Here is a 25,685-nt window from a genome sequence, read left to right as displayed (position 1 = left end):
ATACCTCCTATATCCTATTAAAATTCGGTTTCCTTTTTTCTAGAAAGGCTGTTACCCCTTCTGTGGTATCTTCACTAACAAACATTTCTGCAAACATCTCCATCTCATATCGAAGTCCTTCTGATAACGGGAGATTACTTCCGTGTTGGATAGTCTTTTTGATTTTTTGAATTGCTACCCTTGGCTTTTCCTTAAGTGTATTTGCCCAAGACATCGCTTCCTCTTCTACTAGCCCTGCGGGTACCACTTTGTTTACTAATCCCAATTGTTTTGCTTCTTCTGCCTCAATTGGAGTTCCAAACATAATCATCTCCATTGCTTTCGACTTTCCTATTAATCTAGGAAGACGTTGGGTACCTCCTGCTCCGGGAAAGAGTCCCAGATTTACTTCAGGCAAACCCATTTTGGTGTTTTCGTCACAGATTCGGAAATCGCATGCAAGTGCTAGTTCTAATCCCCCGCCCAGAACATGACCTTTTAATGCGGCAATCACAGGAATAGACAACTGAGTTAGCAATTCAAATGCTTTATGAAAACCTGCTGTCAAAGAAATATCTTTACTTCCGAGTCTTGGTACAAATTGGTTAATATCCGCTCCTGCCGAGAATGCTTTTTCTCCTGTCCCTTTGATCACAAGCACATGTGCTTCTTCGTTTCGATACAATTCTTCTAAAAATCCTATCATCTTTTCAAAGACTGCTGGATTCAATGGATTATAAGGTGGTCGATTAATCTCCATCGTTGCAACTTTTCCCTCAATTTTACATAAAAGTACGTCGTCCATTTTGTAACCTCCTTAGTTATAAGAATAAAATCCTTTTCCAGTTTTCCTACCTAAGTCTCCTGCTTCCACCATTTTCTTTAACAATGGACATGGGCGGTATTTAGGGTCATTGAACCCCTCATAAAGAGCTTCCATTGCCCACAGTGCAGTATCAATTCCTGCCATATCAATGGTTTTGAGAGGTCCCATTGTATGGCCATATCCATCGATAAATCCTTGGTCGATTTCTTCTGGTGTTCCCACTCCTTCCATTACGGCAAAACACGCCTCATTAACCATCGGTAACCAAATTCGATTCATTAGAAACCCTGGATAATCTTTCTCAGCGGTAATCATTCTTTTTCCAAGTTTTTCGCCCACTTCTTTAGCAAATTCATACGTTTCATTTGAAGTTTTATAGCCCCGAACGAGTTCTAACAATGGCATCATCGGGACTGGGCTAAAGAAGTGCATGCCAATAACTTTTTCTGGTCTTGATGTTACACTAGCGATATTTGTAATCGACAATGAAGAGGTGTTCGTTGCTAGCAAACAATCGGGTTTAGCCAATTGGTTTAATCTTTTAAAGGTTTCCTTTTTCAGCTCCAGCCTTTCAGGGACTGCTTCAATGATTACATTAGCTTTTGAAATAGGATCCCAATTTGTTGAAAAACGTAGATTCGACAGAACTTCTTCCTCATTTGGAATGATGTTTTTTTGTGCAAACTTTTTCACTGACAGAGAAATTCTATCTTGTGCCTTTTCTAGTGCCTCGTTCGAAACATCGATGATCGTGACCTTATATCCAGCTTGGGCAGCAACCTGGCCGATTCCTGAACCCATTAATCCCCCACCAATTACAGTAAAATTCATTTTAAAATCTCATCTCCTTTTCGTTTTAAGCCACTTTATTTTTTCGCATTTTCAATAATTTGCTTGGCAATAATTACTCTTTGAATTTGATTTGTTCCTTCATAAATTTGAGTGATTTTTGCATCTCGCATCATTCGTTCCAGTGGATAATCTTTTACGTAACCATACCCCCCTAATAGTTGAACCGCATTCGTGGTGACCTCCATCGCAACATCAGAAGCAAAGCATTTAGCCATTGACGAATTTGCAATCACATTGGGGTCATGTTGATCTAGCATCATTGCGGCTTTTAAGACGAGCAATCTAGAGGCCTCTATCTTCATCGCCATATCAGCAAGCATGGCTTGAACCATCTGGAAATGATGAAGTGGTTTGTTAAATTGTTGCCTTTCAATTACATAATTTAAGCAGTGTTCATAAGCACCGCGAGCAATCCCTGTTGCTTGAGCCCCAACCACTGGCCTTGTTTCGTTGAACACATTCATAAGAATTTTAAATCCTTCACCCTCTTCACCAATCCGGTTTTCTACCGGTACTTTCACATTTTCTAAAAATACTTCTCTCGTAACTGAACCTCTGATACCCATTTTCTCTTCCTTTTTACCAAAGGTTAAACCCGGTGTTCCTTTTTCTACGATAAAAAGCGAGACCCCATTGGTCCGACTTTCAGATGTTCGCGTAACAAAAACGTAAATCTCCGATTCTCCAGCATTGGTAATAAACACTTTGTGTCCATTAATTCGATAATAATCCCCTTCTCTAACCGCAGAAGTCTTAATACTCGCTACGTCTGAACCTGCCCCAGGTTCAGTGATACCAAATGATCCTAATACCTGACCTGTTGCTAACGGAGTCACATATTTCTTTTTTTGTCCTTCTGTACCAGCTAAAAGGAAGGGAGCGATTGTCAAAGCTTGAGTTGATAAAGAAACCGACGTAGAAGCACAAACTGAGGCAATCTCCTCAACTACAGCAACATGTGATACCATATCTGAACCAACTCCACCGTATTCCTCTGGGACATTGATGCCAAAAAATCCATTCTCAGCTAATACTTTTAAATTTGCCCATGGTGTTTCTCCCTTCTCATCCACCTCCTTGGCTTGAGGAGCAATTTGTTCCTTCGCAATTTTCCTAGCGACACTCTGAATCATTTCCGTCTGCTCTGTTAATAACAAGATTCATTCCTCCATTCTTGTAAACTTGGTAACTCAAAACTTACAAATTTAAAAACTTGGTTTCCTACCTTCTAGAAAAGCCCCCATTCCTTCAACGGAATCAGGATAATCAAATAACAAAGTAAACGCTTGCATTTCTTGGTAGGCATGGTTTTGGTTCGAACTCAACATCTTCTGATTCAATAATCTTTTTGCTGTTGCTAACGCCCGTTTACTTTTGGAAGCTAATGAATGAGCGATTACTAAAGCTCCATCAACTGGACAGTCTGTTAGATCGCTAATGATGTTCCAATCAAGAGCTCGAGTAGCAGAAATCAGGTCTCCTGTTAACACCATTTTTCGTGCCACTGTTTGACCAGAGATTTCTACAAGCCGGGTCACTCCTCCACCTCCAGGAATAATACCTAGATTAATTTGTGGAAGTCCAAAAACAGCATCGGTACTTGCAACACGGAAATCACAAACCAAAGCAAGTTCAAATCCTCCACCAAGGCAATATCCGCTAATGGCTGCGATGAACGGCTTAGAAGATTCCATGATGATTTCTTGTAGAGCTTTTAGTTTCGTTACTAAATCAAACGCTTGTGATACTGAGAGTCCGGTCAACTCTTTTATATCCGTACCTGCGATAAAGCTCGTTTTTCCCCCTGTTAAGATTACAACATGAATTGCCTCATTTTCATTTAGATCCAAACAAACGGTCATTAATTCTGATATAAATCCTGCACTCAATAAATTTAGCGGTTGATTACTATTCATTTTTACAATCGCAATCTTATTATTTTTTATATCAACCGTAAGATACTTATAGCGATCCATTCTCCCTCCTCCACCCTAATAAAAATCACTTATTTAACATATTGCAAGAAACGTGCCAAATACGAAAGTGTTGATTTATCAAAGGTTTGAATGCCCTTCCTATCCCTACGGTGAAGAATTTCACCAATCATATTGAAAAAATTCACCAGCTTACTATTTCCATTAAAAAAACGGTGAAAAAATTCACCGTTACTTAAAGCTCATATTTTTTTATCTTTTTTACGAGAGTAGAATGGTCAATTTCTAAGTACTTTGATGCTTCTCTAATTGATTTATATCTTTTAAGAGCAAGTGTAATCATTTTTCTTTCTACCTGTACTCGTAACTTTTTTAGCGGAACAACTTCTTCCAAATCATTTGTGTTAATTTTATTCATTTCTTTTGGCAAATCACTTGAAGTAATCGTTTCTCCTTCAGAAAGAATGACTAATTGTTCAATGGTGTTTTCAAGCTGACGGACATTTCCAGGCCAAGAATACTCCATTAATATTTGCTTTGCTTTATCAGAAAATTTTTTCTTAACACCGTATTTGCTTGTGTACTTTTTTAGAAAATGTTCACCGAGAGCAGGGATATCTTCCTTTCTTTCTCTCAATGGAGGAATGCTAATTTGGATTACATTTAAACGGTAGTATAAATCTTCGCGGAAGGTTCCTTCTTTGACCAATTGTTGTAAATCCCGATTCGTTGCTGCGAGGAAACGTACATTCAGTTTTTTTGTTTTTGTACCGCCAACCCTAGTGATTTCTTTCGCTTGGATGACTCTTAATAATTTGACCTGTAGATGTATTGGCATTTCACCAATTTCATCTAGCAATACAGTTCCTCTATTGGCGACTTCAAGCAATCCTGGTTTGGAAGAAACAGCTCCAGTAAAGGCTCCTTTTTCATACCCAAACAGCTCTGCTTCCATCAAAGAGTCGGGGATTGCTCCACAATTGATTTGAATGAATGGCGCATGATGTCGATTACTAACTTTATGAATTGTTTTCGATATCACTTCTTTTCCTACTCCCGATTCTCCTACGATCAGGATGATTGCTTCAGTTTTAGCCACTTTTGATACTTTTTCCTTTAAGGCCTTCGTTTTATATGAAACTCCAATCCAATCTTCTGTTTTTAATAACTGTGCTCTTAATTGTTGAAGCTCATTATAATTGATGTTTAATTGATTATGATGCTCTTTATGTAACTCATTTAAGGAAGAAAGTTCACGATAGTTAGCCGCATAACAAATAATTTTGCCGCTAGTATCATAAATTGGCTTACTAGTTATAAACACATCCACGCCAGTACTTAGCTTTTGCGAAATCGTCAATGGATCTTTTTTTAGGACTTTCAAGGATTGACTGATAATGATGCCTTCTGCTTCCATTTCTTTCGTTGTTTTCCCAACTATATCCTGTAGGGGTACTCCTGAAATGTTTTCAACGGCCTGATTCGCATAAAAGATTCTGCCACTTCGATCGGATAATAAAAAGCCCTCATAGGATTGTTCCACAGCTTGGAGTAGAATTTCCATATCTACTCGAGAATCAACCGTTTGATTCAAAGTGCTCACTCCTTCCCCAAATGCTAATTCTCATCTTAAAAGAATGATATCTAAAAGTGATAAAAAATCTTACAATTTATCTTGCATTAACTGGCAGTATGACCTCCACTTCAAGACTTGAGGAAGGTCCTAAAAGGATAAGTGGGGACTAACTGAAATTCAAAAGCCTTATTGGTGAAATAAGCTTTTTTTAGGATTTTAGACCTTAGAAGTCAGCTTTGGTGTAACTAACATTCAGTGCGGGATGAAAAATACACTGAATGAAGTTTCAAGTTTCACTTTATTAGAGTGAACCGATATAAATAATGGCGAACAGAACCAAATCTGTTCGCCATTATGTCATTAAAACGCTTCGAGCTTTACATCATCAGCGACGATCAATTCGGCCCCAGTGCATTCTTGTATTTGTTCAACCGTGAACCCTTTTGCCACTTCCACTAGTTTTAACCCTTTGTCAGTAACTTGCATAACGGCTCGGTCGGTAATAATACAGTCTACTACCCCTTTTCCTGTCAGAGGTAAAGTGCATTCTTTAAGAATTTTCGCCTCTCCCTGTTTATTTACATGTTCCATAATAACAATCGTCTTGCGCGCTCCGTGCACCAAGTCCATTGCACCACCCATACCCTTGACCATTTTTCCGGGAATCATCCAGTTTGCTAGATCTCCAGTTTCCGAAACCTCCATTCCGCCTAGGATTGCTACATCGACATGACCGCCGCGAATCATTGCGAACGACTCTGCACTATCAAAATAAACGGAACCTGGAATCACGGTAACGGTCTCTTTTCCAGCATTGATTAAATCCGCGTCCACCTCATTTTCAGTTGGATAAGGACCAATCCCAAGAAGTCCATTTTCAGATTGGAGGACAACCTGTTTATTTTCACTTATGAAATTTGCTACCATGGTCGGCATGCCGATGCCTAGATTTACGTAATTGCCATTTTCAATTTCTTTTTCGGCCCGTCTTGCGATTTTTTCCCTAGTATTCATGATTTCCCCTCCTTACGTCCTAACTGTTCTTCGTTCGATTCTTTTTTCTTGCTCTCCTTGAATTAAAGACTGAACATAAATTCCCGGCGAATGGATAAAATTCGGATCTAAATCGCCTACTTCAACCAGATTTTCTACTTCGGCAATTGTAGTGTTACCAGCGGTTGCCATCATTGAATTAAAATTTCTCGCCGTTTTCCGGAAAACAAGGTTTCCCATCTTGTCGCCCTGATAAGCCCGAACAAGGCTAAAATCTGCACGTAAGGATGGTTCAAGTAAATATTCTTTGCCGTTGAATTCGCGAACTTCTCTTCCTTCCGCAATCGGGGTTCCAACGCCCGCCGGTGTGTAAAAGGCTGGAATACCTGCGCCCCCAGCACGGATTTTTTCTGCCAACGTTCCTTGAGGTGTTAATTCGACTTCAATTTCACCTGCAAGTAATTGACGTTCAAATTCCTTGTTTTCGCCAACATATGAGGCAATTACCTTTTTAATTTGTTTGTTTTTTAATAATAAACCTAGTCCCCATTCATCTACACCGCAGTTATTCGAGATGACTGTGAGGTCTTTCGTTCCTTTTTCTGCTAATGCTTTTATCAGGTTTTCTGGGATGCCACATAAACCAAATCCACCGACCATTAAAGTCATTCCATCCTTAATTCCATCAACCGCTTCTGAAAAGTCTGTATAAATTTTTTTCATGTCTTTCCCTCCTTGTTAAACAAAGTCGGTTACCCTTTGGGTTTCTTTTGAGAACACACTTCTTTACTAGAACTTTATACCGGATATACTCCATGTTTACGCTCAGAGAATACTAAATACTTAGACATATAGAGTTCCAAACGCTCCGCTAATTCCTCTCTTAGAGAATTTGGTTCTACTACATCGTCAATAATCAATTCAGAAGCTAATCGATAAATATCAATATCTTCTTTATATTCTTCTCGTTTCTCAGCGATGAACGCGGCACGTTCTTCTTCTGGAAGGGCGGCAATTTTATTTGCATATACAGCGTTCACCGCAGCTTCCGGTCCCATTACAGCAATGGCTGCAGAAGGTAGGGCAATACAGCAATCCGGTTCAAATGCTGGACCTGCCATCGCATATAATCCAGCCCCATATGCTTTTCGCACAATTACCGTCATTTTCGGAACCGTAGCCTCACTCATCGCTGAGATCATTTTGGCTCCGTGGCGGATAATTCCAGCTTTCTCTACGTTTGTTCCGATCATGAATCCCGGAACATCCGCTAAGAAAAGAAGCGGAATATGATAAGCATCGCAAAGATTGATGAACTTTGCCGCTTTATCCGCACTATCATGGAACAAAACGCCACCTTTAACGCGTGGTTGGTTCGCAATAATTCCAATTGGTTGCCCATTAATGCGTCCTAAGCAGGTAATTAGTTCCGGTGCAAATAATTTTTTAATTTCACAGATTGAGTCCTTATCGACTAAACGCTCAATCAACTGATACATATCAAATGGGGCATTTTGATTTTTGGGGATAATCTCTTCAATTGATTTTTCAAATGACCGTGGTTCCTTCGCTTCCGCTTTTACTGGCTTTTCACTGAAGTTATTTGGGAAATAAGTTAGATATTTTCGAGCATAAACGATTGCTTCCTCTTCTGATTGAACCAGCACATCTCCACAACCAGAAACAGAACAATGCATTTTTGCTCCACCCATTTGTTCAAGCGTTACTTTTTCACCGATCACCATTTCTGCCATTCGTGGCGAGCCAAGGTACATCGAAGCATTTCCTTCAACCATCACTACGATGTCACAGAAAGCAGGGATATAGGCTCCCCCAGCCGCAGAAGGTCCAAATAATAAGCAGATTTGCGGGACTTTCCCAGACATCTTTACTTGATTATAAAAAATTCTTCCTGCACCTCGACGTCCTGGGAACATTTCTAATTGATCAGTAATCCGCGCTCCTGCTGAATCAACAAGATAAAGCATTGGGCAGCGTAGTTTTTCAGCCGTTTCCTGAATGCGTATAATTTTCTCAACTGTCCGTTTTCCCCAAGAGCCTGCCTTAATGGTGGAGTCATTGGCCATTACACAAACCGTACGACCATGGATCTTTCCAATACCTGTGACGACACCATCAGCTGGGAGGTCACCAGCAAGCACGTTCGCAAACATGCCATCTTCAGCTTGTAACCCATTATCAAATAATAAATTTAATCGATCACGAACAAACATCTTTCCTTGTTCTGCGTTTTTTTGGTGGTATTTTTCGCTTCCGCCCTTTAGGATGGATTCTTTTTTCAGTTCATAACCTGATTTTGTATGCGTCTCTGTCATGAAATTGATTCCTCCTTTTCTGAAAAAGGAGAAGGCCACAAGCCGTCCCCTTGCTACTATGCATATTTTTGTTGGGATTTACTGGATGGTGCCAGGCACCATCCAGTAAATTTCCATTTAAAGCTCGACTTTAGCGTCCTTTGTATTCTGGAGGTCTTTTTTCAGCAAAAGCGGTTAGGCCTTCTATCCTGTCCTCTGTTGGAATTAGAACATCATAAGCGAGTTCTTCAATTTTCAAGCCTGTGGCTAAATCCACTTCTAACCCCTTGTTAATAGCTTTTTTCGCCTGAACAAGAGCAAGTGGACCGTTTTTGGCCATCGCTTTGGCTAGCTTTACTGCTTTATCCATTAATTGAGCCCTCGGGACTGCATATTCAAGAATTCCAATTGTTTCTGCCTCTTCAGCAGTTAGTCGCTGAGCGGTATAAATCAGTTCTTTTGCCTTTCCTGGTCCAATTAAACGAGGTAGTCGCTGTGTTCCCCCCGCCCCAGGAATAATGGCTAAGGAAGTTTCAGTTAATCCCACTTTCGCCTCATTTGCTCCAACTCGCAAATCACATGCTAAAGCTAGTTCCAGTCCGCCACCAAATGCAACCCCATTAATCGCAGCAATGACTGGCTGCGGAAGAGCTTCAACTTCTGTGATTGTTGCTCCAATCAAACGGACCGTTTGTATTGCTTCCGTATCGGTCATTCCTCGACGCTCTTTTAAATCCGCCCCAGCACAAAATGCTTTGTCCCCTGCACCTGTTAAGATGACGACACGAACTTCATTGTCAAGTTTAAGTTCAGCTAAAATAGATTGGAAATCAATTAACATTTTTTTAGAAAGTGCATTTGCGGCTTCAGGTCGATTTAACGTTACAATGGCAACGCCATCACTTCGCTTTTCCAATTTTACTGTTTCAACTATGGTCTCATTCATGAGATTCGCTCCCTTCCTTCCGCACGCAAAATTTCTAATTGACGACTTTTAAGAGGTTTTCCCAACTTTTCTTCGATCATTAACGCCGATTTCATTAATTTATCTGAATTTATACCAGTGTTTATACCCATTTCATGGAGCAAATAGATTAAATCCTCTGTCGCCACATTCCCTGAAGCTCCCTTAGCATATGGACATCCACCGAGGCCACCTAGAGAACTATCAAATGCTGTTATCCCCATTTCTAGTGATTTCACAACGTTCGCCAAAGCCGTCCCCCGTGTATCGTGGAAATGCATGGCAAGTCTATCAACCTCAAAATGTCCTAATAATTCTTCAAGTAAGGATTCGACTTGACTAGGTACTCCAACGCCTATGGTTTCACCTAAGGATAGCTCATTAACACCCATTGAGAATAAATGATCTGCTACTTCGCGCACTTGAGTTGGCGCAACCTTCCCGTCATAGGGGCAAGCAATCACCGTAGACACATAGCCACGAACCGTTTTTCCAGCCATTTTAGCTTCCTTAACCACTTCAGCTAACACAGGATAAGTTTCCTGAATCGACTTATTGATATTGTTCCGGTTATGCCCTTCACTTGCAGACATAAACACGCTAATCTCATCCACGTCTGCTTCTAGTGCGCGATCAAGTCCTTTTAGATTTGGAACGAGTGCAGCATAAGTGATATTCTTGTTTCGTTTAATCCCTTTTAAAACTTCAGATGCATCCGCAAGCTGTGGAATCCACTTCGGGTTTACGAACGAGCTAACCTCAAGATAAGAGAGACCTGATTCAGAAAGAGAATCAATCCATGCAATTTTATCAGCGGTTAATATCGGTTGCTTTTCATTCTGCAATCCATCTCTAGGACCAACTTCTTTGATTTTCACCTGTTTTGGTAGTTTCAAAGAATCAACTCCTTACTCAACGTCCACTATTGCATCCGTATCGTTGACAAAGTCCCCTTCTTGGACATGCACTTTTGTCACTTTTCCGTCCGCTTCAACAGCAACTGGGATTTCCATTTTCATCGATTCTAGTATTACGACCTCTTGACCTGCTTTGACTTCGTCTCCTTCTTTCACAAGGACCTTCCAAACATTACCTGCCATGCCTGCTTCTACTTTTGCCATTTTGCATTCTCCTTTACTTTGTTGAAGTTAATAGGGGTAAATAGTATTCATTTACAAATTGTGTTGTTGTATAACCTTTGAGAAATTGTTCATGGCTTACAGTTTTGATTAACATTGGGATATTTGTTTTAATTCCCACAATTTTATAATCTTCAAGTGCTTGCTTTAAACGTGAGCACGCTTCTTCCCTAGTTTGTCCCCAGGCAATAAGTTTGCCAATCATAGGATCATAAAAAGGGGTTACTTGAGAACCAGCTTCAATCGCACACTCGTTGCGAATCCCTTCTCCTTCAGGTAGTTTGAATTCAGTAATTTTTCCTGGTGAAGGGAAAAATGTCTTAGGATCCTCTGCATAAATCCGAACTTCAATCGCATGACCATTACGGGCAACCTCTTCCCTGGTAAACGAAAGGTCGGCACCTGAAGCGACTTTCAATTGTTCCTCGACCAAATCTAGCCCCGTAATTTCCTCTGTAACGGGATGTTCTACTTGCAATCTCGTATTCATTTCAAGAAAATAGAAATTTTGCTCTCGATCGACTAGGAATTCGATCGTTCCAGCATTTGTATAGCCGATGTGCTGTGCAGCTTTTATAGCGGCTTCCAACATTTTGTTTCGAGTTTCCTCATTTATAAATGGAGAAGGAGCCTCTTCAACAACTTTTTGATTTCGTCTTTGAATCGAGCATTCTCTTTCCCAAAGTGGAACGACATTGCCGTGAGAATCGGCTAGAATTTGCACTTCAATATGGTGCGGTTCCGCGATATATTTTTCTAAAAACATCGCGCCATCTCCAAAGAAGGACTCAGCACGTTTTTTATTACCTGCGAAAGCTTTCACTAATTCCTCTTCAGAGTTGACTAGTTGCATCCCGATCCCACCTCCACCAGCAGAGGCTTTCAACATAAGGGGATAACCGATTTCCTTTGCTGCCAGTTTGGCTTCATCCTCACTTTCAAGCGAGGTGTTAATTCCCTCAATAATTGGGACTCCGGCTTCCTTCATTGTTTTACGTGCCTCAATTTTGCTTCCCATTGATGCGATAATGTTTGGAGAGGGACCGATAAACGTTAATCCTTCATTTATGCATCTCGTAGCGAACGAAGCGTTTTCAGATAAAAGTCCATATCCAGGATGAACCGCTTCAGCACCCGATTTCTTTGCCACTGCAATAATCTCTTCCGCATTCAAATAACTCTGATTAACGGGTGGTTTACCCACACAATAAGCTTCATCGGCCTCACGTACAAACAGTGCGTCTGCATCTGCTTCTGAATAGATCGCCACAGTTTGAATGTTCATTTTTTGACATGTTCGAATGACTCTTAAGGCGATTTCTCCTCTATTGGCAATCAATACTTTTGTAAACAAGTAAATCACTCCTTAACTTATGGGGTTAATAGATTAATTGACTGCTCGCGCAATTTGTATTTTTGAATTTTTCCTGAAGCAGTCATTGGGTACTCATCTGTAAAGAAGATGTGCCTTGGTATTTTATGATGGGAGATTTTTCCTTTGAAATATTCTTTTATTTCATCAGTAGTTGCAGTCGCCCCTTCTTTTAAAATAATCCAAGCCATTACTTCTTCCCCATATTTTTCATCCGGAACACCAATTACCTGGGCATCTAAAACCTTTGGATGGGTATAAAGAAATTCCTCAATTTCACGTGGGTAAATATTCTCACCACCGCGAATAATCATATCTTTTAACCGACCAGTGATGCGACAATAACCGTTTTCATCCATAATGGCTAAATCTCCAGTATGTAACCAGCCATCTTCGTCAATTGCTTCCCTAGTAGCATCTGGGTTTTTGTAGTACCCCTTCATCACGTGATAGCCACGTGTACAAAGTTCACCCTGCTGATTGTAAGGTAGTTCTTGTGTTGTCCCAGGTTGAACAATTTTCACTTCAACGTTTGGCAAAGCTCTGCCCACTGTTTCTACTCTTAATTCGACTGGATCATCCGTACGTGTTTGTGTGATCACTGGAGAAGATTCTGTTTGACCGTAACAAATCGTAATTTCCGATATGTTCATTTTGTTCATGACATTTTTCATTACTTCTACAGGACAATTGGAACCGGCCATTACACCCGTTCTCAACGTCGACAAGTCATAATTTTCAAAATTTGGGTGATTTAACTCGGCAATAAACATGGTAGGAACCCCATGAAGTGCAGTGCATTTTTCTTGCTCGACGGTTCGTAGGACTGTTTCGGCATCAAATTCTTGGACAGGTACCATTGTTGCCCCAACACTGACGGCCGCTAGAGTCCCAATCACACAACCAAAACAATGGAAAAATGGCACTGGAATACATAGTCGATCTTGTTCAGTTAATTTCATACACTTGGCTATGTTAAATCCATTATTTGTAAGATTGCTATGAGTCAACATAACTCCCTTAGGGAATCCTGTTGTTCCAGATGTATATTGCATATTAATAACATCATCAGGTTTTAGCTCTGCCATCCGTTCCTCTAATTGAGAATTTGTCACTTGTGTTGACAATGAGAGAACATCTGACCACTTATAAGTTCCGGGATAATCTTTTTCACTAAAAACAAACACATTTTTCAACTTGGGGAGCCGTTTAGACTGAAGGTCCCCTGGCCGGCAATACTCAAGTTCAGGACAAAGTTCGTAAATCGTGTCAATATATGAGTTACCTTTGTAATCTTCAATTAGGAAGATTGTCGTCGAATCTGATTGTTTCAATAAGTATTCTAACTCTGCAGCTCGATAATTGGTGTTTACTGTAACAAGTACGGCCCCCATTTTTCCCGTACCATATTGCAAGCTAACCCATTCTGGAATATTCGATGCCCAAACTGCAACATTTTCTCCTTTTTCAATCCCAATCGCCATTAGTCCTTTTGCAACCTGTTCACACACTTCATTGAATTCTCGGTATGTGTACCTAAGTCCACGGTCTGGATATACGAGTGCTTCATGATCAGGCATTTCTAAAGCTCGATCAGCTAACAGTGCCCCTACGGATTTACGAATTAACTCGGTCATTCTTTCCCTCCTACTTTTAGCATCCTAAGTGGCGAGCAATGACTAAACGTTGAATCTCCGAAGTTCCTTCGCCTATTTCCATTAATTTGATGTCACGTAAATATCTTTCTACATCATATTCTTTCATATAGCCTGAGCCACCATGAATTTGGATCGCTTGGTTGCAAATACGGAACCCTGCTTCGGATGCAAAAAGCTTAGCGAACGCAGCTTCTTTGCCAAATGGCTTTCCTTGGTCTTTTAACCAAGCTGCTTTATAGACTTGGTTTCGAGCCAATTCAAGTTCCATTGCCATATCCGCTAATTTAAATTGAATCGCCTGAAACTTAGATATGGACTGACCAAATTGCACTCGCTCTTTTGAGTATTGTAGCGCTTTATCGAATGCAGCTTGAGCGATTCCCACAGACAAAGCTGCAATCGAAATCCGTCCCCCATCTAGAGTATATAAGAATTGACTAAATCCTTTTTTCTCATCTCCAAGAAGGTTTTCTCTTGGAACACGAACATTATCTAAAATGATTTCACAAGTATTTGAACCACGCACGCCCATTTTGTCATAATTACAAGAAATGGTTACCCCTTTAGCATCTGCCGGGACAATAATGGCTGAAACAATGTTTCGACCATCTTCTCGTTTCCCTGTGACAGCGGTTACAATGATTTGCCTTGAGTACCCTGCATTCGTAATCCAACACTTTTCCCCATTGATAACCCATTCGTCCCCGTCTAAGACAGCCTTGGTTCGTGTACCGCCAGCGTCAGATCCTGCATTCGGTTCCGTCAATCCAAACGCACCCATTGTTTTTCCTTTCGCCATTGGTACCAACCATTCCTGCTTTTGACCTTCACTTCCAAAATAATAAATTGGACTTGCACCCAGACTTGTGTTTGCTGCATAGCTTAAGCCAGTACCTCCACAAGCTTTTCCGATTTCTTCAACAGCAATAATATAAGAGATGGTATCGCCGCCAGCGCCACCATACTTTTCCGGAAACGGAATTCCAAGTAGCCCTAATTCACCCAATTTTTGAAATGTCTCGTATCGCATTGTTGAAGTTTCATCTACTTCTCGTGCAAAAGGTTTAATCTCTTTTTCTGCAAAGTCTCTTACCATTTCTTGCAGCATTTTCTGCTCATTTGTCAGTTCGAAGTTCATCTATTTTCCTCCTCAATTAGACGGACTAGTCGGTCTGTTTTAATTACAAAAAGGACTCTGAATAAGATTCATACCGACCAGTCGGTCTGTTTACTGTATAATTTTAGCCAGCTATTTGTGGAGAGGCTGACTTTTTAATAAAAACGATTGTACTTCTTGTTGATTCATTGCCTTTTCGGTTAGGAGTGAATGGAGCAACAAATCATTAAAAATCTGAGCAATTGCTTCAATAGTTAGTGGCCCATCTTTTTTAAACCATTTATAAGTCCAATTGACCATCCCGATAATCGCCATAACGGAAATCTGCGCTGGGACCTCGGACCGGAATTCCCCTTTTTGCTGACCCTCACGAATGACGGTAATTAAAAGGTTTTTATATTCATCCCTTTTTTTATTGATTTTAAGATTAAATTCTCCGGTTAAATACGTGCTTTCCTGATAAAATACCGTGATATGTGGTTTGTATAAGTCAAATACCTTGGTGAAGGATTGTATGATGGCACAAAGCTGTGAAACGGGCGTGTCATAATTATCATATGCTTCACGCGCTTTCTCGAGAACATAGGAGATAAAAACATCGTGGATGTAGTAGAGTAATTCATCTTTTGATTTAAAATTGTGATAAAATCCCCCTTTTGATGTTCCAGATTCAGAAACAATCTGGTCAACCGTCACTCCGTGGTAGCCATGCTGTTCAAATAGGTTGAGAGCGGTTTCAACAATTCTTTCCTTCAAATTAGTCTTCTTCATTTGCATCATCCCTTTGAAAAAATAGTATCATATGGATTGTATGAAAACAACATATTTTTCTGAATTATATCTCTATTTAAAACACTCTTATTGCAATCAGTTTATTTTCATTGATTTTTACAAAGAAGAATATATCTTACGAAGATAGACTAACTTAAATAATGAATACTAAAATGTACTTTTTGACACTTATATTTTTGAATACAAAAAAGCCGAGCAACAATCACCCGGCTTTTGAAGACTATTCTTTTTCTTCTTGCAGTACCCTCTCCATCTGATCAAATTGTTGATCGACGCTCTCATCAGGTTTTTTCGTAAGTAAGCTTACTACAATAACAGCAAGTAGACTTAGGAAAAACCCTGGTATCATTTCGTACATATAATCTGCAAGCACTTTAATATTAGACCAAATAAGAACGGTTAAGGATCCGACAATGATTCCGACCAATGCGCCCCATTTTGTCATACGTTTCCAATAAAGACTAAGTAATAATGCAGGTCCGAAGGCAGAACCAAAACCAGCCCATGCATATCCAACAAGTCCTAATATGGTATCATTAGGGTTTAGAGATAACCCTACACCGACAATGGCAACAATCAATACTGCTAAACGGCCGACAAATACTAATTCTTTATCACTAGCATTGCGTTTTAAGAAAGTTTTATAGAAATCTTCAGTTAATGAACTTGATGTAACTAGTAACTGAGACGAAATCGTACTCATAATCGCAGCTAAAACAGCAGCTAGTAAAAACCCTGTAATATATGGATGAAACAACACATCAGCGAAATAAATAAAAATAGTTTCGGAGTTATCAAGAGTTGTACCATTAACTGAATGATAAGCGGCACCGGCTAAACCTGTTAACATCGCTCCAATCAGCGAGATTCCCATCCAGCTCATTCCGATTCTACGTGCTGATTTTAACTGTTTCAAGCTACCTACAGCCATAAAGCGAACGATAATATGTGGCTGACCAAAATACCCAAGTCCCCAAGCTAATAAAGAAATAATCCCAACAAATGTTGTTCCTTTAAATAAATCAAGCATTGTAGGGTCGATACTTCTTATTTCGGCCATTGTAGCAGATACACCGCCGACTTCCGTAAAGGCAACAATCGGAACAAGGATAAGGGCCGTAAACATGATGACGCCTTGAATAAAGTCTGTCATACTAACTGCTAAAAATCCACCGAATAATGTATAGGCCACCACTACACCAGCGGTAATTAATAAACCAAATCGATAATCGGTACCAAACGAACTTTCAAATAGTGTTCCGCCAGCAACAAGACCTGAAGATGTATATAGCGTGTAGAAGATCAAAATAACGATTGCGGATACGGTTCGAAGGATTTTTGACCGATCCCCAAATCGATTCTCTAAATAGTCAGGAATTGTAATTGAATCGTTTGCAACGATTGTGTACGTCCTCAATCTAGGGGCTAGAATAATATAATTGACATACGCTCCAACAAATAAACCAATAGATAACCATGCTTCAGATAAACCCGCAACAAACATGGCACCAGGAAGACCCATCATCATCCAGCCACTCATATCTGAGGCACCCGCTGATAGTGCGGTAACCGCTGGACCAACATTTCGGCCACCTAACATATAATCACTAAGATCAGACGTCCTCTTGTAAGAATAATAGCCTACAAGTAACATAACTAGAAAATAAATACCTAACGAAACCAAAATCTCTACCTGCACCAAATCTCTCCCTTTGTTTTTATTCTTGTAAAATAGTGAAAATTGGTCTTGTCAACCAGTTGACTTTATTTACACTAACAGGGATTCAAATCTTATTCAAGGAATCTAGGTTTGATTTTCTATTGACTAAGGTTGAGTCATTCCCACGAATACAAGAATGTAAGCGCTTTACTAAATAATTATTTTTTCTTAGTATTAACTATATAATATAGAGAATATTTTATTTAATTCCTTTCTGATCGCACTCGGTAATTGTTAAAAATAATATGTTCGTGTTTTCTTCTGACAGAATCCCCAGTGGTTAAAGTCTTATTAGGATTTTATATTCCTTATATCGATCAATTATTACGTTTAGAAGCCAACAATTCGGAATTACTATAAATTAACAAATCCATGAGGCTTTTACCTTTTTTCAAAAAAATGCTATAATTCTGATTATTGTTCTGATCCACGAACTTAGGGGGAAGGTGGGGTTAAATCAGTTTGTTTTCTAAGGACAATGAAAATTTTGTTTTTGAAATGTTCTCTATCAGCCACCTTTCTGGAATTTCCCTTTTATTTATAATAGCCCTCTTCCTATTTCTTAACTGTAATCGTCTGAAGCTTTTGCAATTACGCTCCATAGAAATTGGCATTGCGTTTTCGTTAATTATAGCTGAAGCCGCTTATACCTATTGGCTCCTAAAGACGGGATATTGGCATACCAGTGACTCTATTCCACTCGAGTTATGTAGCCTTAGCCTGTTTTTAACGATTTTTTTACTTATAACAGCAAAAAAGTGGATTTATGAATTGCTCCTGTTTACAGCGCTTTTAGGGGCATCACAAGCTTTGTTCAGCCCAGTCCTTTATTTTGACTTCCCTCATTTTCGATTTATCCACTTCTTTTATACCCATTTAATGATGATTTGGGTTGCTCTCTATTTTACTTGGGTAAAGGGCTACAGACCAACAATCTGGTCCATATTCAAAGTGTTTGTTTTCTTAAATGCATTTCTTCCGCTTGTACTGGTTGTCAACAGGCTTGTAGATGGTAATTATATGTTTTTAAGCCATAAACCAAACACACCAAGCTTATTAGATTACCTTGGGCCACACCCTTGGTATATCTTGTCTTTAGAAGCCCTTACTCTTAGTTTCCAGTGTTTTAGTATGGATTATCTTTAAAGATAAAAAACCTTTACAAAATAAGAAAAAAGCTAGCCAATAGTACTAGCTTTTAAGTTATTTTCTATTTGAATGATACAGCATTTAAAACTTACAACTCATCTTCATTTTTTGGAAATAAATCCAAGTCATGTACTAAAGTGTCAATCCTTCCAGTAAACAGAAATAAGTCATCTTCGTTTTGACCGACATACTCTGCAATCTGTTTGAACGCTGTTCGAAATCGGTCTATTAAAATACGAGACGAACGTTCTTCATAAGTATGTTGATTGATACGTAGTAATTCATCACTGATTGTCGTTATTCGAAATTCTTCAACAATCAAGGTTAAACGATAACTTTTATTAGGATCCATAAATTGATCGTAAACATGACTTTTATTCACCAGATTTACAAATTCCTTAATGTTATTTGCCAGCAAAATCGCTTTTTGTCGTTCTAGTTCCATATCATCCCCCCATTGATTAAATTAGAATGTATAAAATAGGTATGTTCAATCTTCTAGAGTTATTATTAAAGGTTCAATTCAACCTTTTTGAGTATTAACAGGGTTTAGGTTTCCTCCATAACATTTATTGTAATAGCCTTGAAGTTTCCCTCTAAGTCACAAACTATTATGTAAGCAACTTTTTAAATCGCCTCCATTCGTGCTAATCCAACCGCAATACTGACTTCAAAAAAAGAAACCGCCATATACCGGCAGCCCTCACAAAAATCCTATTATTTTTCCGCAGCAAGTTGATAGACATATTCTTTAAAAGAAAAGCAAAATAATTTACGTTCAACACGACCCTTTTCACTGGTGAATTTGTACCATGATTGCCCAATATAAAATGGATTGGATATTTGTTTTTCAATAATGTCGGAAATCTCAAATTCAGCATGTTCTGGTTTAATTCTCTCTTTAACAGAAAGCGCTAACACGAAATACGTTTTATCCTCTTCCATTTCTAGTAATTTTAGATGATAGGTTCCATGATTCCTTTGATTAAATACTTCCAAAACCTTGGTGATACTTTCTTCAACGTTAATGTCATGTTTACTTGCTTGCTTCCAACTAGAAATTACAGGATCAAAAATGGACAACGTGAGGATGAAGTGAGAGGCAAATTCGTGAGGGTCAAAGCCTTTATCACTAAACTTATGCTCTTCCCTAGGGATGACGATATACTTCTTGTAGTCAGCAAAAAAGCGATTGCTCATTTTTAGATACCCACCTTCTTCATTGGAGTTAAATGGTACGTCAAATTTTTGATAATGGTTAATTCAACAATTACCCCTGAAAACCCTGTTATTTTTTCAAATTTCCTCAATTAATTGTCTTTTTTTTGCAAAAAAATGAACTAAGACCTACGTCTTAGTTCTCATCAAACGATAAATGAATGATTACGACTTCCGCTCGGCTTCCTATCCGAAGCGGTGGACCCCAGGTACCAAATCCTGAAGACACAATTGAATGGAATGTTCCCTTTTGCAAATAACCCCAATCATTTTCAAAAACTCTACTAGTAATTAAATGGGCGGGCGCCACTTGACCTCTATGAGTATGACCCGAAAGCAATAAGTCGACACCCATTTTTTCAGCTGTAGCAAATTCCTTTGGTTGATGATCCATCATGATGATTGGTTTTGATCGATCGAAATTTCTAACTAATTCTGCGACCTCTTTCCGATTGTCATCAGTTAAATCATTTCTTCCAATCAAATAAAATTGATCATTTATCAATACAGCTTCATCCATTAACATTTGGACCCCTACGCTTTCAACTTCCGTAACCAATTTTTCAAGGTCATTGCCATAATAATCATGGTTACCGGAAACGGCAAATACCCCAAGTGGTGCTTGTAATTGCCCAAGGATTTCTCCCATATTCTCATTTAAGTATGGATCGATATAATCATCAATCAAATCTCCCGGAATCAAAATCAAGTCTGGCTTGGTTTCAGAAGCGATGTCAACTAAACGTTGTAGGTGCTTTTTGCCAACTATTTGCCCAAGGTGCAAGTCAGAAGCCATTAGAACCTTTATTTCATTAGTAGGTGGTCCTTTTTCAATATGGACATCATACGTACGAACTACTGGTGACCAAGCATTATAAGAGCCCACAATAAAGATCGCGAGAAAGAATAAAACAATCAGCCATCCAATCCAAAATGCACTTCTCTTTTTAATCAAGGATACTAGCAAATTCGCAATCGGCAACAAAATAAGGCTGTACCCTAAAATGATAAGCCAGAGATAACCGATTATTTTTATGGGCAGGAACATGCTAAATTGACCGATAAACATGGCTACCGATAACAAACTAATAAAGCCTACATAAAACCATTTATTCACATGAAGGCGAGTCATATTGATCCACACCCAGCCATTATATCCAACATAAAAACAAATAGTCGAATAGATAAGCAGAAACAGCAGAATGACAAAGACGTATAATAATGACATGGTTTCCTACCTTTCGTTAAAAAACGCATAAAAAGAAAAAAGCTACTCTTCATTGTAGCTTTTTTCGTAAGTTTAGCAAAGTGTGCACTGTAATTTTCAAAGATTAAACTCTATTCATCCTCTTCAGAACCTTCATCAGGTTCTGTCCCTTCTGTCTCAATCTCCTCCGTTTCTGTTTGTTCCGTATCTGTTTCTTCATTCTCCGATTCAGCATTGCTACACCCTGTTGCAACCGTAACAAACATGAAAGATGCCATCAAGACAAACAGCCATTGTTTAAAATTTTTCATTCTTTTCCTCCCGTTTGTTCGAATTGTCTTACAAGGTTAATCATACAAGTTATTTTGCAGAGAGGAAGGTTATTTCACTAAACTTAACGTTTATTAACCAATTCTTAAACTTCCATTCAACTTCTTTACTGTTTACAAGCAGTCTTAAATTTCTCTGGTATTTGCATGCGATTCCATCTACGTCTATTACTCAAATAAAAGGTCTTAAATCAATGAACTAGTTATTGAATACGCAATATAATGGGATATGAATAAGAATTTCTCAAGGTGTACTTCCTCAGCGATTCCTATCTAAAAAATAGAAATAAGGCCATTACCTCAAAGTCTCTCATATACATTTTAAATATCAAAAAAACAAACGGTAAAACAAAACTTAGACTATGCTGAAAATTTTTCCGTTACTACTTGCTTTAACTGCTTTCTTGCACGATGAAGCCTTGTTTTTACAGTTGTTGATTTTAATTGTAATACACTAGCAATCTCTTGTTCCTTTAATCCAAGTTCAATTTTCAAAAACAGTACTTGTTTGTAATCCTCTGATATCTGAAACATAGACTGACATACAACCTCTTTAAAAAGTAACATTTCCACCTGTTCTTCCGTACTTGTTCCTGTATTCAACTGACATTGAAGATATTCCAATAATTCGGAATCTGTTGTTAACCGATTATGTCGCTTTGCTGCTCGAAGGTAATCTATAGCTGTCCTTACAGTAATCGCAGAAAGCCAAGCACAGATTTTTTCTGTATACTCAATTGTGTCAATTTTTTTGAAAGCCTTGATAAATGATTCTTGAACAACATCTTCTGCCGTGTGCCAATCCTTTGTGTAGGAGTAAGCTAATAAAGTTAACCGCTTAGAATACGTTGTGAAAAGTTCTTCAAAATCAACCTTTCCCACGTCTATTCCCCCTTTTTCAACTGCTCTTTTCACTGAGAACCTTTCAAATTTTATGTAAGTACATCAAACTCATAAAGTATTTTCAAGGCAGCCTTACATAAAATTAGTGTCTAGTCCTAGATTTTAACTAGTGCTAGACACCCCTGGTCCTTTTACATAAAAACTCACATTTTATTTAAAGGCTGTTTTCGTCAAGATTCCTTGTTAAAATCCTAAAGCTGATTTTAATGTAATAATATCCATTTTGTATGTTTAAAATTAGTTTGCAAGCGCTTATCTCATTGACTACATCTATTTTTAAAATAAACTAGTAGATTCAGAAGTAACCTTTGCTGAGAAGGAACAAAGTTTGAGAAAAGAGCCTATTTAAAAAACGCTTTTACAAATTCCGGAGCGTGCTCCTCATCTAAGTAGAGACGTTCTGAATAATTACCTTCTTTAAAATGAAAAATTGCTATATAATGATGTGTTCTTCCCCACCCCGCATTAGTCAAGACTTCTTTAATTTGTTTTATGTCTTTGATCTCAAGCACTTCCGTACTGTTTTCAATCTTTTCTTCAATTAGGTCCGGATGAGTCATCTCTTTCGAATCCCATTCAATTATTTTTATGGAAGATATGTCCTCAGGTACTATCGTTGTTTGATTAAGTAACTCTCGATCTTTCAGCCATTTCTCTAAACCTTTATAGGTTGGTTTAAAATCTAGATAAACATAATGGTCTTTCCCTAGAAAAATCTCAATATTCGAACCTCGACCACTATAATAATTCTGATCCTCATAGCTTTCAACTAAGATGTCAGCACGTAACAGTTCTATAATCTCTTTCAAATCTTTCTCAATTCTAAAAGGAACAGTCCATTTTCCTGGGCCATTTCCAATTATATTCAGATATTCCACTTCATCAGCGTCGATATGAAAGATTTCATTTGAAGCCATTTTATATTCAGTTGATTCATAGATAGGTTTAAAGAGCTGTTCATAAATTCGATCATCGACACGGTACTGCCGGGTCACTATTTTCCCGTTCTCTAACTCGTATAAGAAAAAGGCCGTACGCATGAATTCATTTTCAGGAAGTTGAGCATTTATCTTTTTATCATTAATAATTTGCTGGTGTAATTTGCGAACTAATTCAATATTGCTTTTTTCTTGTAGCGCATCTGGGGTAAACGTATACCCATATAATTTCGGATCAAGGTTCATACGTGGTGAATCTGTAAGGTAAACTTTCTTAATCTCACTTTGTTCAGGAACATTATTCTCATAAAAACCAAACCCTTGGATGCCAATATAAACAAATGCAATGACCACTCCGTAAATAACGAGCCCCTTTAGCTTGTGGAACACTCGCCACGACTTTTCGAGCAACATATTTGCAATGTAGTAGCCTATAATTGATCCAACAATATAACCAAAAATCATCCAGTCGAAGCTTTCATTTTGGACCTCAGCGAAATACATGCCGCCTACTAACATCGTACAGAAGGTCACACCATATTTAAAAATCGAACGAAGCTTGGTGAACGCAATCGCCTCGGAAGCACTTTCCACTTTTCTTTTTTTATAAAGCAAAATGGAGAACACATAGAATAGAAAGGTAAAAAACAAATAAAGGATAACATCTATCTTCTGAAGTGGCCTACCGTCAAGCAAGGTTGCATACGTTAATGGCGACAATGTTTCTAAATTGCGATGCAAGTAGAAGTCAGTTGGAAAGCCAAACAACAGCATTTGTAAATTATAAAAGATGAGAACTGTCATCCCTGCTGGAAAAAGTAGCAAAATATAGGTTAGTACCCCTTGTACAGCAGAAATCCCGGTAATCATGGCGACGAAAACACCTGCAGAGAAGATGAGAAGATCCAAAACAATGGTTGTGCCAACCCAGTATCCAATATCTTTTAAATGAAAAAAGGAACTTAAGTTAAACGCAGCGTGAACACCCATTATGATGAATGCGACGAATATTATTGGTAAAATAAGTAAAATTATTCCACTTAGGACATAGTGATGAAATAATTTCTCTCTTCTAATGGGCAGACTGTGCATTAAATCCGCAGACTGTTTTACTTGAAGATAACGGAATAAGAAGACTGAGAGTAACACCGGTATAATGATTGTTAAACCCAATTGAATGACAAATTCATAATGAAAAAGACTATTTACCGGGTTATATTGGGCAATGGATTCTTCTTCTGCCGTATACATCATCAGCATTCTGATTGGCAATGCGAATAAGAGTCCAAAAAAATACAAAATCGAAATCCAACTCGTACTCCTGATGATTTGCAGAATTAATTCTTTATTCAACCATGATGTTTTCAATGGCATAACCGTTATCCCCCATTTCATAAATAAAAATCTCTTCTAGGGTGAGCGGTAATAAATCAAAGATGACTGGGTTTGTGTTAAGGATTAGTTCCGATATTTCCTCTTCCTTTCCTTTAACAATGCAAAGGAATACACTTCCACGTTTTTCTGTATGAAGCACACTCAATCTCTTTATTACATGCTCTGGTACTTCCCCTTTATAGGCAACTTGAACTTTATGGATATCTGATTTTAACTCATCAAGTTCTTTTTCGATGAGAATTTTCCCCCGATGGATAATACCGATATGGTCACAAATATCTTCTAGTTCTCTTAAATTATGAGAAGAAATGAGAATGGTCATTTCTCTTTCGGACACATCTTGAATTAAGAGGTTTTTCACTTTTTTCCTCACAACCGCATCCAAACCATCAAGCGGCTCATCCAAAATCAGTACCTCAGGTCTTGTTGAAAGGGCCAGAATAAAAGCGATTTGCCTTTGCCATCCTTTAGAAAAGGTATGAATTTTCTTTTTGACATTTACCTTGAATGAAGCAACTAATGTTTCATATCTTTCCTGACTCCAATTTGGGTAAATACTTCTATAAAATTGGGCCATTTGTAATGTTGTATAATGCGTTAAAAAATATGGGTGATCTGGAATATAAAACATCTTTTTCTTTACCTTTGTATTTTCAAAATTATCTTGTCCGTCAATGGTTATCCTTCCTAAATCTGGTTGATAAATACCTGCTACGAGTTTAATTAAGGTTGTTTTACCAGCACCATTTGAACCAATCAATCCGTAAATAGAGCCCTTTTGAATAGATATTTGTGCTTCTTGTACTGCCTCGTAACGATCAAATACTTTACTCACTTTTTGGACTTCAATCACCTTTTGCGCCTCCCCTTTTTGAAGCGTCCTTATCTTTTACTAACTGAATTAACTCTTCTACTGTTATTCCTAGGTAAAGTGCTTCAAGAATAAGTTTGTCAAGTTCTCCCTTTACAGCTGTTATTTTTTCAGAGTCCTTTGATTCCTCACTTGGATTAACGAAGCTTCCTTTCCCTTTTTGTGAATAGATGAACCCTTGATTTTCTAATTCTCTGTATGCTTTTTGAATGGTATTTGGATTAATCGTGAGCTGTTGTGCCAGCATACGTACAGAAGGAAGTTGTTCATCAGGCTTCAACACTTCGTTCATAATCAACTCTTTTAACTTTTCAACAAGCTGTTCGTAAATGGGTTTTCGACTCCTCGTATCAAGCTCAAACATACGGACCCCCAATCTGTACTAAGTGTACTAACTGTATTTACTGTACTATGATACTTAATACAGTTTGATTATAT

25 protein-coding genes are annotated in these 25,685 nt (G+C 38.4%); 1 reads left to right on the top strand and 24 read right to left on the bottom strand.

Annotated elements, in window-relative coordinates; genetic code table 11:
• Positions 1 to 7 precede the first annotated feature (7 nt).
• From M3182_RS00190 to putP, 16 genes are all read right to left on the bottom strand, one after another.
• Positions 8 to 784: an enoyl-CoA hydratase/isomerase family protein gene (locus tag M3182_RS00190; RefSeq protein ID WP_251555680.1), complete on the bottom strand. Its 777-nt coding sequence runs from the start codon at positions 782 to 784 to the stop codon at positions 8 to 10.
• Between the two features lie 12 nt (positions 785 to 796).
• Entirely contained in the window at positions 797 to 1,636 is an 840-nt protein-coding gene (locus M3182_RS00185; RefSeq protein WP_251555678.1) for a 3-hydroxyacyl-CoA dehydrogenase family protein, read from the bottom strand.
• Between the two features lie 35 nt (positions 1,637 to 1,671).
• Positions 1,672 to 2,814, bottom strand: a complete 1,143-nt coding sequence (locus tag M3182_RS00180) for an acyl-CoA dehydrogenase family protein (protein WP_285866488.1) — start codon at positions 2,812 to 2,814, stop codon at positions 1,672 to 1,674.
• A gap of 48 nt (positions 2,815 to 2,862) precedes the next feature.
• Positions 2,863 to 3,633 carry an enoyl-CoA hydratase/isomerase family protein gene (locus tag M3182_RS00175; protein WP_251555676.1) on the bottom strand — a complete coding sequence of 257 codons (771 nt, stop codon included), beginning with the start codon at positions 3,631 to 3,633 and terminating at the stop codon, positions 2,863 to 2,865.
• 193 nt (positions 3,634 to 3,826) lie between these two features.
• Complete coding sequence (locus tag M3182_RS00170; protein ID WP_251555674.1) at positions 3,827 to 5,185, bottom strand: sigma-54 interaction domain-containing protein; 1,359 nt, start codon at positions 5,183 to 5,185, stop codon at positions 3,827 to 3,829.
• A 342-nt stretch (positions 5,186 to 5,527) separates the two neighbouring features.
• Positions 5,528 to 6,181 carry a CoA transferase subunit B gene (locus tag M3182_RS00165; RefSeq protein WP_251555673.1) on the bottom strand — a complete coding sequence of 218 codons (654 nt, stop codon included), beginning with the start codon at positions 6,179 to 6,181 and terminating at the stop codon, positions 5,528 to 5,530.
• A gap of 12 nt (positions 6,182 to 6,193) precedes the next feature.
• A complete protein-coding gene (locus M3182_RS00160) occupies positions 6,194 to 6,883 on the bottom strand; it encodes a CoA transferase subunit A (protein ID WP_251429751.1) in 690 nt (229 codons plus the stop codon).
• A gap of 74 nt (positions 6,884 to 6,957) precedes the next feature.
• Positions 6,958 to 8,496, bottom strand: coding sequence for an acyl-CoA carboxylase subunit beta (locus tag M3182_RS00155; RefSeq protein ID WP_251555672.1), 1,539 nt, complete (start codon positions 8,494 to 8,496; stop codon positions 6,958 to 6,960).
• A gap of 130 nt (positions 8,497 to 8,626) precedes the next feature.
• On the bottom strand, positions 8,627 to 9,409 hold the full coding sequence (locus M3182_RS00150; RefSeq protein WP_432806680.1) for an enoyl-CoA hydratase: 783 nt from the start codon (positions 9,407 to 9,409) through the stop codon (positions 8,627 to 8,629).
• 8 nt (positions 9,410 to 9,417) lie between these two features.
• The gene (locus M3182_RS00145; RefSeq protein ID WP_251429758.1) at positions 9,418 to 10,335 is read right to left on the bottom strand and encodes a hydroxymethylglutaryl-CoA lyase; all 918 of its coding nucleotides are present in this window, start codon (positions 10,333 to 10,335) and stop codon (positions 9,418 to 9,420) included.
• 12 nt (positions 10,336 to 10,347) lie between these two features.
• Entirely contained in the window at positions 10,348 to 10,560 is a 213-nt protein-coding gene (locus tag M3182_RS00140) for an acetyl-CoA carboxylase biotin carboxyl carrier protein subunit (RefSeq protein ID WP_251429760.1), read from the bottom strand.
• A gap of 13 nt (positions 10,561 to 10,573) precedes the next feature.
• Positions 10,574 to 11,932: an acetyl-CoA carboxylase biotin carboxylase subunit gene (locus M3182_RS00135; RefSeq protein ID WP_251555670.1), complete on the bottom strand. Its 1,359-nt coding sequence runs from the start codon at positions 11,930 to 11,932 to the stop codon at positions 10,574 to 10,576.
• Positions 11,933 to 11,949: 17 nt separating this feature from the next.
• Positions 11,950 to 13,587: an AMP-binding protein gene (locus M3182_RS00130; protein ID WP_251555669.1), complete on the bottom strand. Its 1,638-nt coding sequence runs from the start codon at positions 13,585 to 13,587 to the stop codon at positions 11,950 to 11,952.
• A 16-nt stretch (positions 13,588 to 13,603) separates the two neighbouring features.
• Positions 13,604 to 14,746: an acyl-CoA dehydrogenase family protein gene (locus M3182_RS00125; RefSeq protein ID WP_251555668.1), complete on the bottom strand. Its 1,143-nt coding sequence runs from the start codon at positions 14,744 to 14,746 to the stop codon at positions 13,604 to 13,606.
• A gap of 111 nt (positions 14,747 to 14,857) precedes the next feature.
• Positions 14,858 to 15,496 (bottom strand): TetR/AcrR family transcriptional regulator, encoded by a 639-nt coding sequence (locus tag M3182_RS00120; RefSeq protein WP_251555667.1) that lies wholly within the window; start codon positions 15,494 to 15,496, stop codon positions 14,858 to 14,860.
• A 241-nt stretch (positions 15,497 to 15,737) separates the two neighbouring features.
• Complete coding sequence (gene putP, locus M3182_RS00115) at positions 15,738 to 17,216, bottom strand: sodium/proline symporter PutP (protein ID WP_251429770.1); 1,479 nt, start codon at positions 17,214 to 17,216, stop codon at positions 15,738 to 15,740.
• A gap of 519 nt (positions 17,217 to 17,735) precedes the next feature.
• Between putP and M3182_RS00110 the strand changes: the two genes are divergently transcribed.
• The gene (locus tag M3182_RS00110) at positions 17,736 to 18,383 is read left to right on the top strand and encodes a YwaF family protein (RefSeq protein ID WP_251556005.1); all 648 of its coding nucleotides are present in this window, start codon (positions 17,736 to 17,738) and stop codon (positions 18,381 to 18,383) included.
• 91 nt (positions 18,384 to 18,474) lie between these two features.
• Here M3182_RS00110 and M3182_RS00105 read toward each other — a convergent pair whose 3' ends face one another.
• The 8 genes from M3182_RS00105 to M3182_RS00070 all read right to left on the bottom strand — a co-directional run bounded on the left by M3182_RS00105 (position 18,475) and on the right by M3182_RS00070 (position 25,611).
• The gene (locus M3182_RS00105) at positions 18,475 to 18,831 is read right to left on the bottom strand and encodes a hypothetical protein (protein ID WP_251429774.1); all 357 of its coding nucleotides are present in this window, start codon (positions 18,829 to 18,831) and stop codon (positions 18,475 to 18,477) included.
• Between the two features lie 272 nt (positions 18,832 to 19,103).
• Positions 19,104 to 19,586 carry a hypothetical protein gene (locus M3182_RS00100; protein WP_251555666.1) on the bottom strand — a complete coding sequence of 161 codons (483 nt, stop codon included), beginning with the start codon at positions 19,584 to 19,586 and terminating at the stop codon, positions 19,104 to 19,106.
• Positions 19,587 to 19,740: 154 nt separating this feature from the next.
• Positions 19,741 to 20,832, bottom strand: coding sequence for a metallophosphoesterase (locus M3182_RS00095; RefSeq protein WP_251429778.1), 1,092 nt, complete (start codon positions 20,830 to 20,832; stop codon positions 19,741 to 19,743).
• Positions 20,833 to 20,942: 110 nt separating this feature from the next.
• Positions 20,943 to 21,122 carry a hypothetical protein gene (locus tag M3182_RS00090; protein ID WP_251429781.1) on the bottom strand — a complete coding sequence of 60 codons (180 nt, stop codon included), beginning with the start codon at positions 21,120 to 21,122 and terminating at the stop codon, positions 20,943 to 20,945.
• Positions 21,123 to 21,500: 378 nt separating this feature from the next.
• A complete protein-coding gene (locus M3182_RS00085) occupies positions 21,501 to 22,022 on the bottom strand; it encodes an RNA polymerase sigma factor (RefSeq protein ID WP_251429784.1) in 522 nt (173 codons plus the stop codon).
• Between the two features lie 362 nt (positions 22,023 to 22,384).
• Positions 22,385 to 24,355, bottom strand: coding sequence for a DUF6449 domain-containing protein (locus M3182_RS00080; protein WP_251429786.1), 1,971 nt, complete (start codon positions 24,353 to 24,355; stop codon positions 22,385 to 22,387).
• Positions 24,327 to 25,229 carry an ABC transporter ATP-binding protein gene (locus M3182_RS00075; protein WP_251429790.1) on the bottom strand — a complete coding sequence of 301 codons (903 nt, stop codon included), beginning with the start codon at positions 25,227 to 25,229 and terminating at the stop codon, positions 24,327 to 24,329. Before M3182_RS00075 ends, M3182_RS00080 begins: the two co-directional genes overlap by 29 nt.
• On the bottom strand, positions 25,222 to 25,611 hold the full coding sequence (locus M3182_RS00070; protein WP_251429793.1) for a GntR family transcriptional regulator: 390 nt from the start codon (positions 25,609 to 25,611) through the stop codon (positions 25,222 to 25,224). Before M3182_RS00070 ends, M3182_RS00075 begins: the two co-directional genes overlap by 8 nt.
• Positions 25,612 to 25,685: the final 74 nt, after the last annotated feature.

This window comes from Mesobacillus maritimus (assembly GCF_023715205.1).
GTDB classification, from domain to species: domain Bacteria; phylum Bacillota; class Bacilli; order Bacillales; family Cytobacillaceae; genus Mesobacillus_B; species Mesobacillus_B maritimus_C.
This window is presented reverse-complemented; position numbering and strand designations above follow the sequence as displayed.

Excerpts from the sequence above, each read along its gene's own strand:
- M3182_RS00100 (WP_251555666.1), bottom strand. The coding sequence starts at position 19,586 with ATGAGCAATCGCTTTTTTGCTGACTACAAGAAGTATATCGTCATCCCT.
- M3182_RS00095 (WP_251429778.1), bottom strand. The coding sequence starts at position 20,832 with ATGTCATTATTATACGTCTTTGTCATTCTGCTGTTTCTGCTTATCTAT.
- M3182_RS00185 (WP_251555678.1), bottom strand. The coding sequence starts at position 1,636 with ATGAATTTTACTGTAATTGGTGGGGGATTAATGGGTTCAGGAATCGGC.
- M3182_RS00155 (WP_251555672.1), bottom strand. The coding sequence starts at position 8,496 with ATGACAGAGACGCATACAAAATCAGGTTATGAACTGAAAAAAGAATCC.
- M3182_RS00175 (WP_251555676.1), bottom strand. The coding sequence starts at position 3,633 with ATGGATCGCTATAAGTATCTTACGGTTGATATAAAAAATAATAAGATT.
- M3182_RS00080 (WP_251429786.1), bottom strand. The coding sequence starts at position 24,355 with ATGCCATTGAAAACATCATGGTTGAATAAAGAATTAATTCTGCAAATC.
- M3182_RS00120 (WP_251555667.1), bottom strand. The coding sequence starts at position 15,496 with ATGAAGAAGACTAATTTGAAGGAAAGAATTGTTGAAACCGCTCTCAAC.
- M3182_RS00070 (WP_251429793.1), bottom strand. The coding sequence starts at position 25,611 with ATGTTTGAGCTTGATACGAGGAGTCGAAAACCCATTTACGAACAGCTT.
- M3182_RS00165 (WP_251555673.1), bottom strand. The coding sequence starts at position 6,181 with ATGAATACTAGGGAAAAAATCGCAAGACGGGCCGAAAAAGAAATTGAA.
- M3182_RS00105 (WP_251429774.1), bottom strand. The coding sequence starts at position 18,831 with ATGGAACTAGAACGACAAAAAGCGATTTTGCTGGCAAATAACATTAAG.
- M3182_RS00125 (WP_251555668.1), bottom strand. The coding sequence starts at position 14,746 with ATGAACTTCGAACTGACAAATGAGCAGAAAATGCTGCAAGAAATGGTA.
- M3182_RS00160 (WP_251429751.1), bottom strand. The coding sequence starts at position 6,883 with ATGAAAAAAATTTATACAGACTTTTCAGAAGCGGTTGATGGAATTAAG.
- M3182_RS00090 (WP_251429781.1), bottom strand. The coding sequence starts at position 21,122 with ATGAAAAATTTTAAACAATGGCTGTTTGTCTTGATGGCATCTTTCATG.
- M3182_RS00130 (WP_251555669.1), bottom strand. The coding sequence starts at position 13,587 with ATGACCGAGTTAATTCGTAAATCCGTAGGGGCACTGTTAGCTGATCGA.
- M3182_RS00190 (WP_251555680.1), bottom strand. The coding sequence starts at position 784 with ATGGACGACGTACTTTTATGTAAAATTGAGGGAAAAGTTGCAACGATG.
- M3182_RS00140 (WP_251429760.1), bottom strand. The coding sequence starts at position 10,560 with ATGGCAAAAGTAGAAGCAGGCATGGCAGGTAATGTTTGGAAGGTCCTT.
- M3182_RS00110 (WP_251556005.1), top strand. The coding sequence starts at position 17,736 with ATGTTCTCTATCAGCCACCTTTCTGGAATTTCCCTTTTATTTATAATA.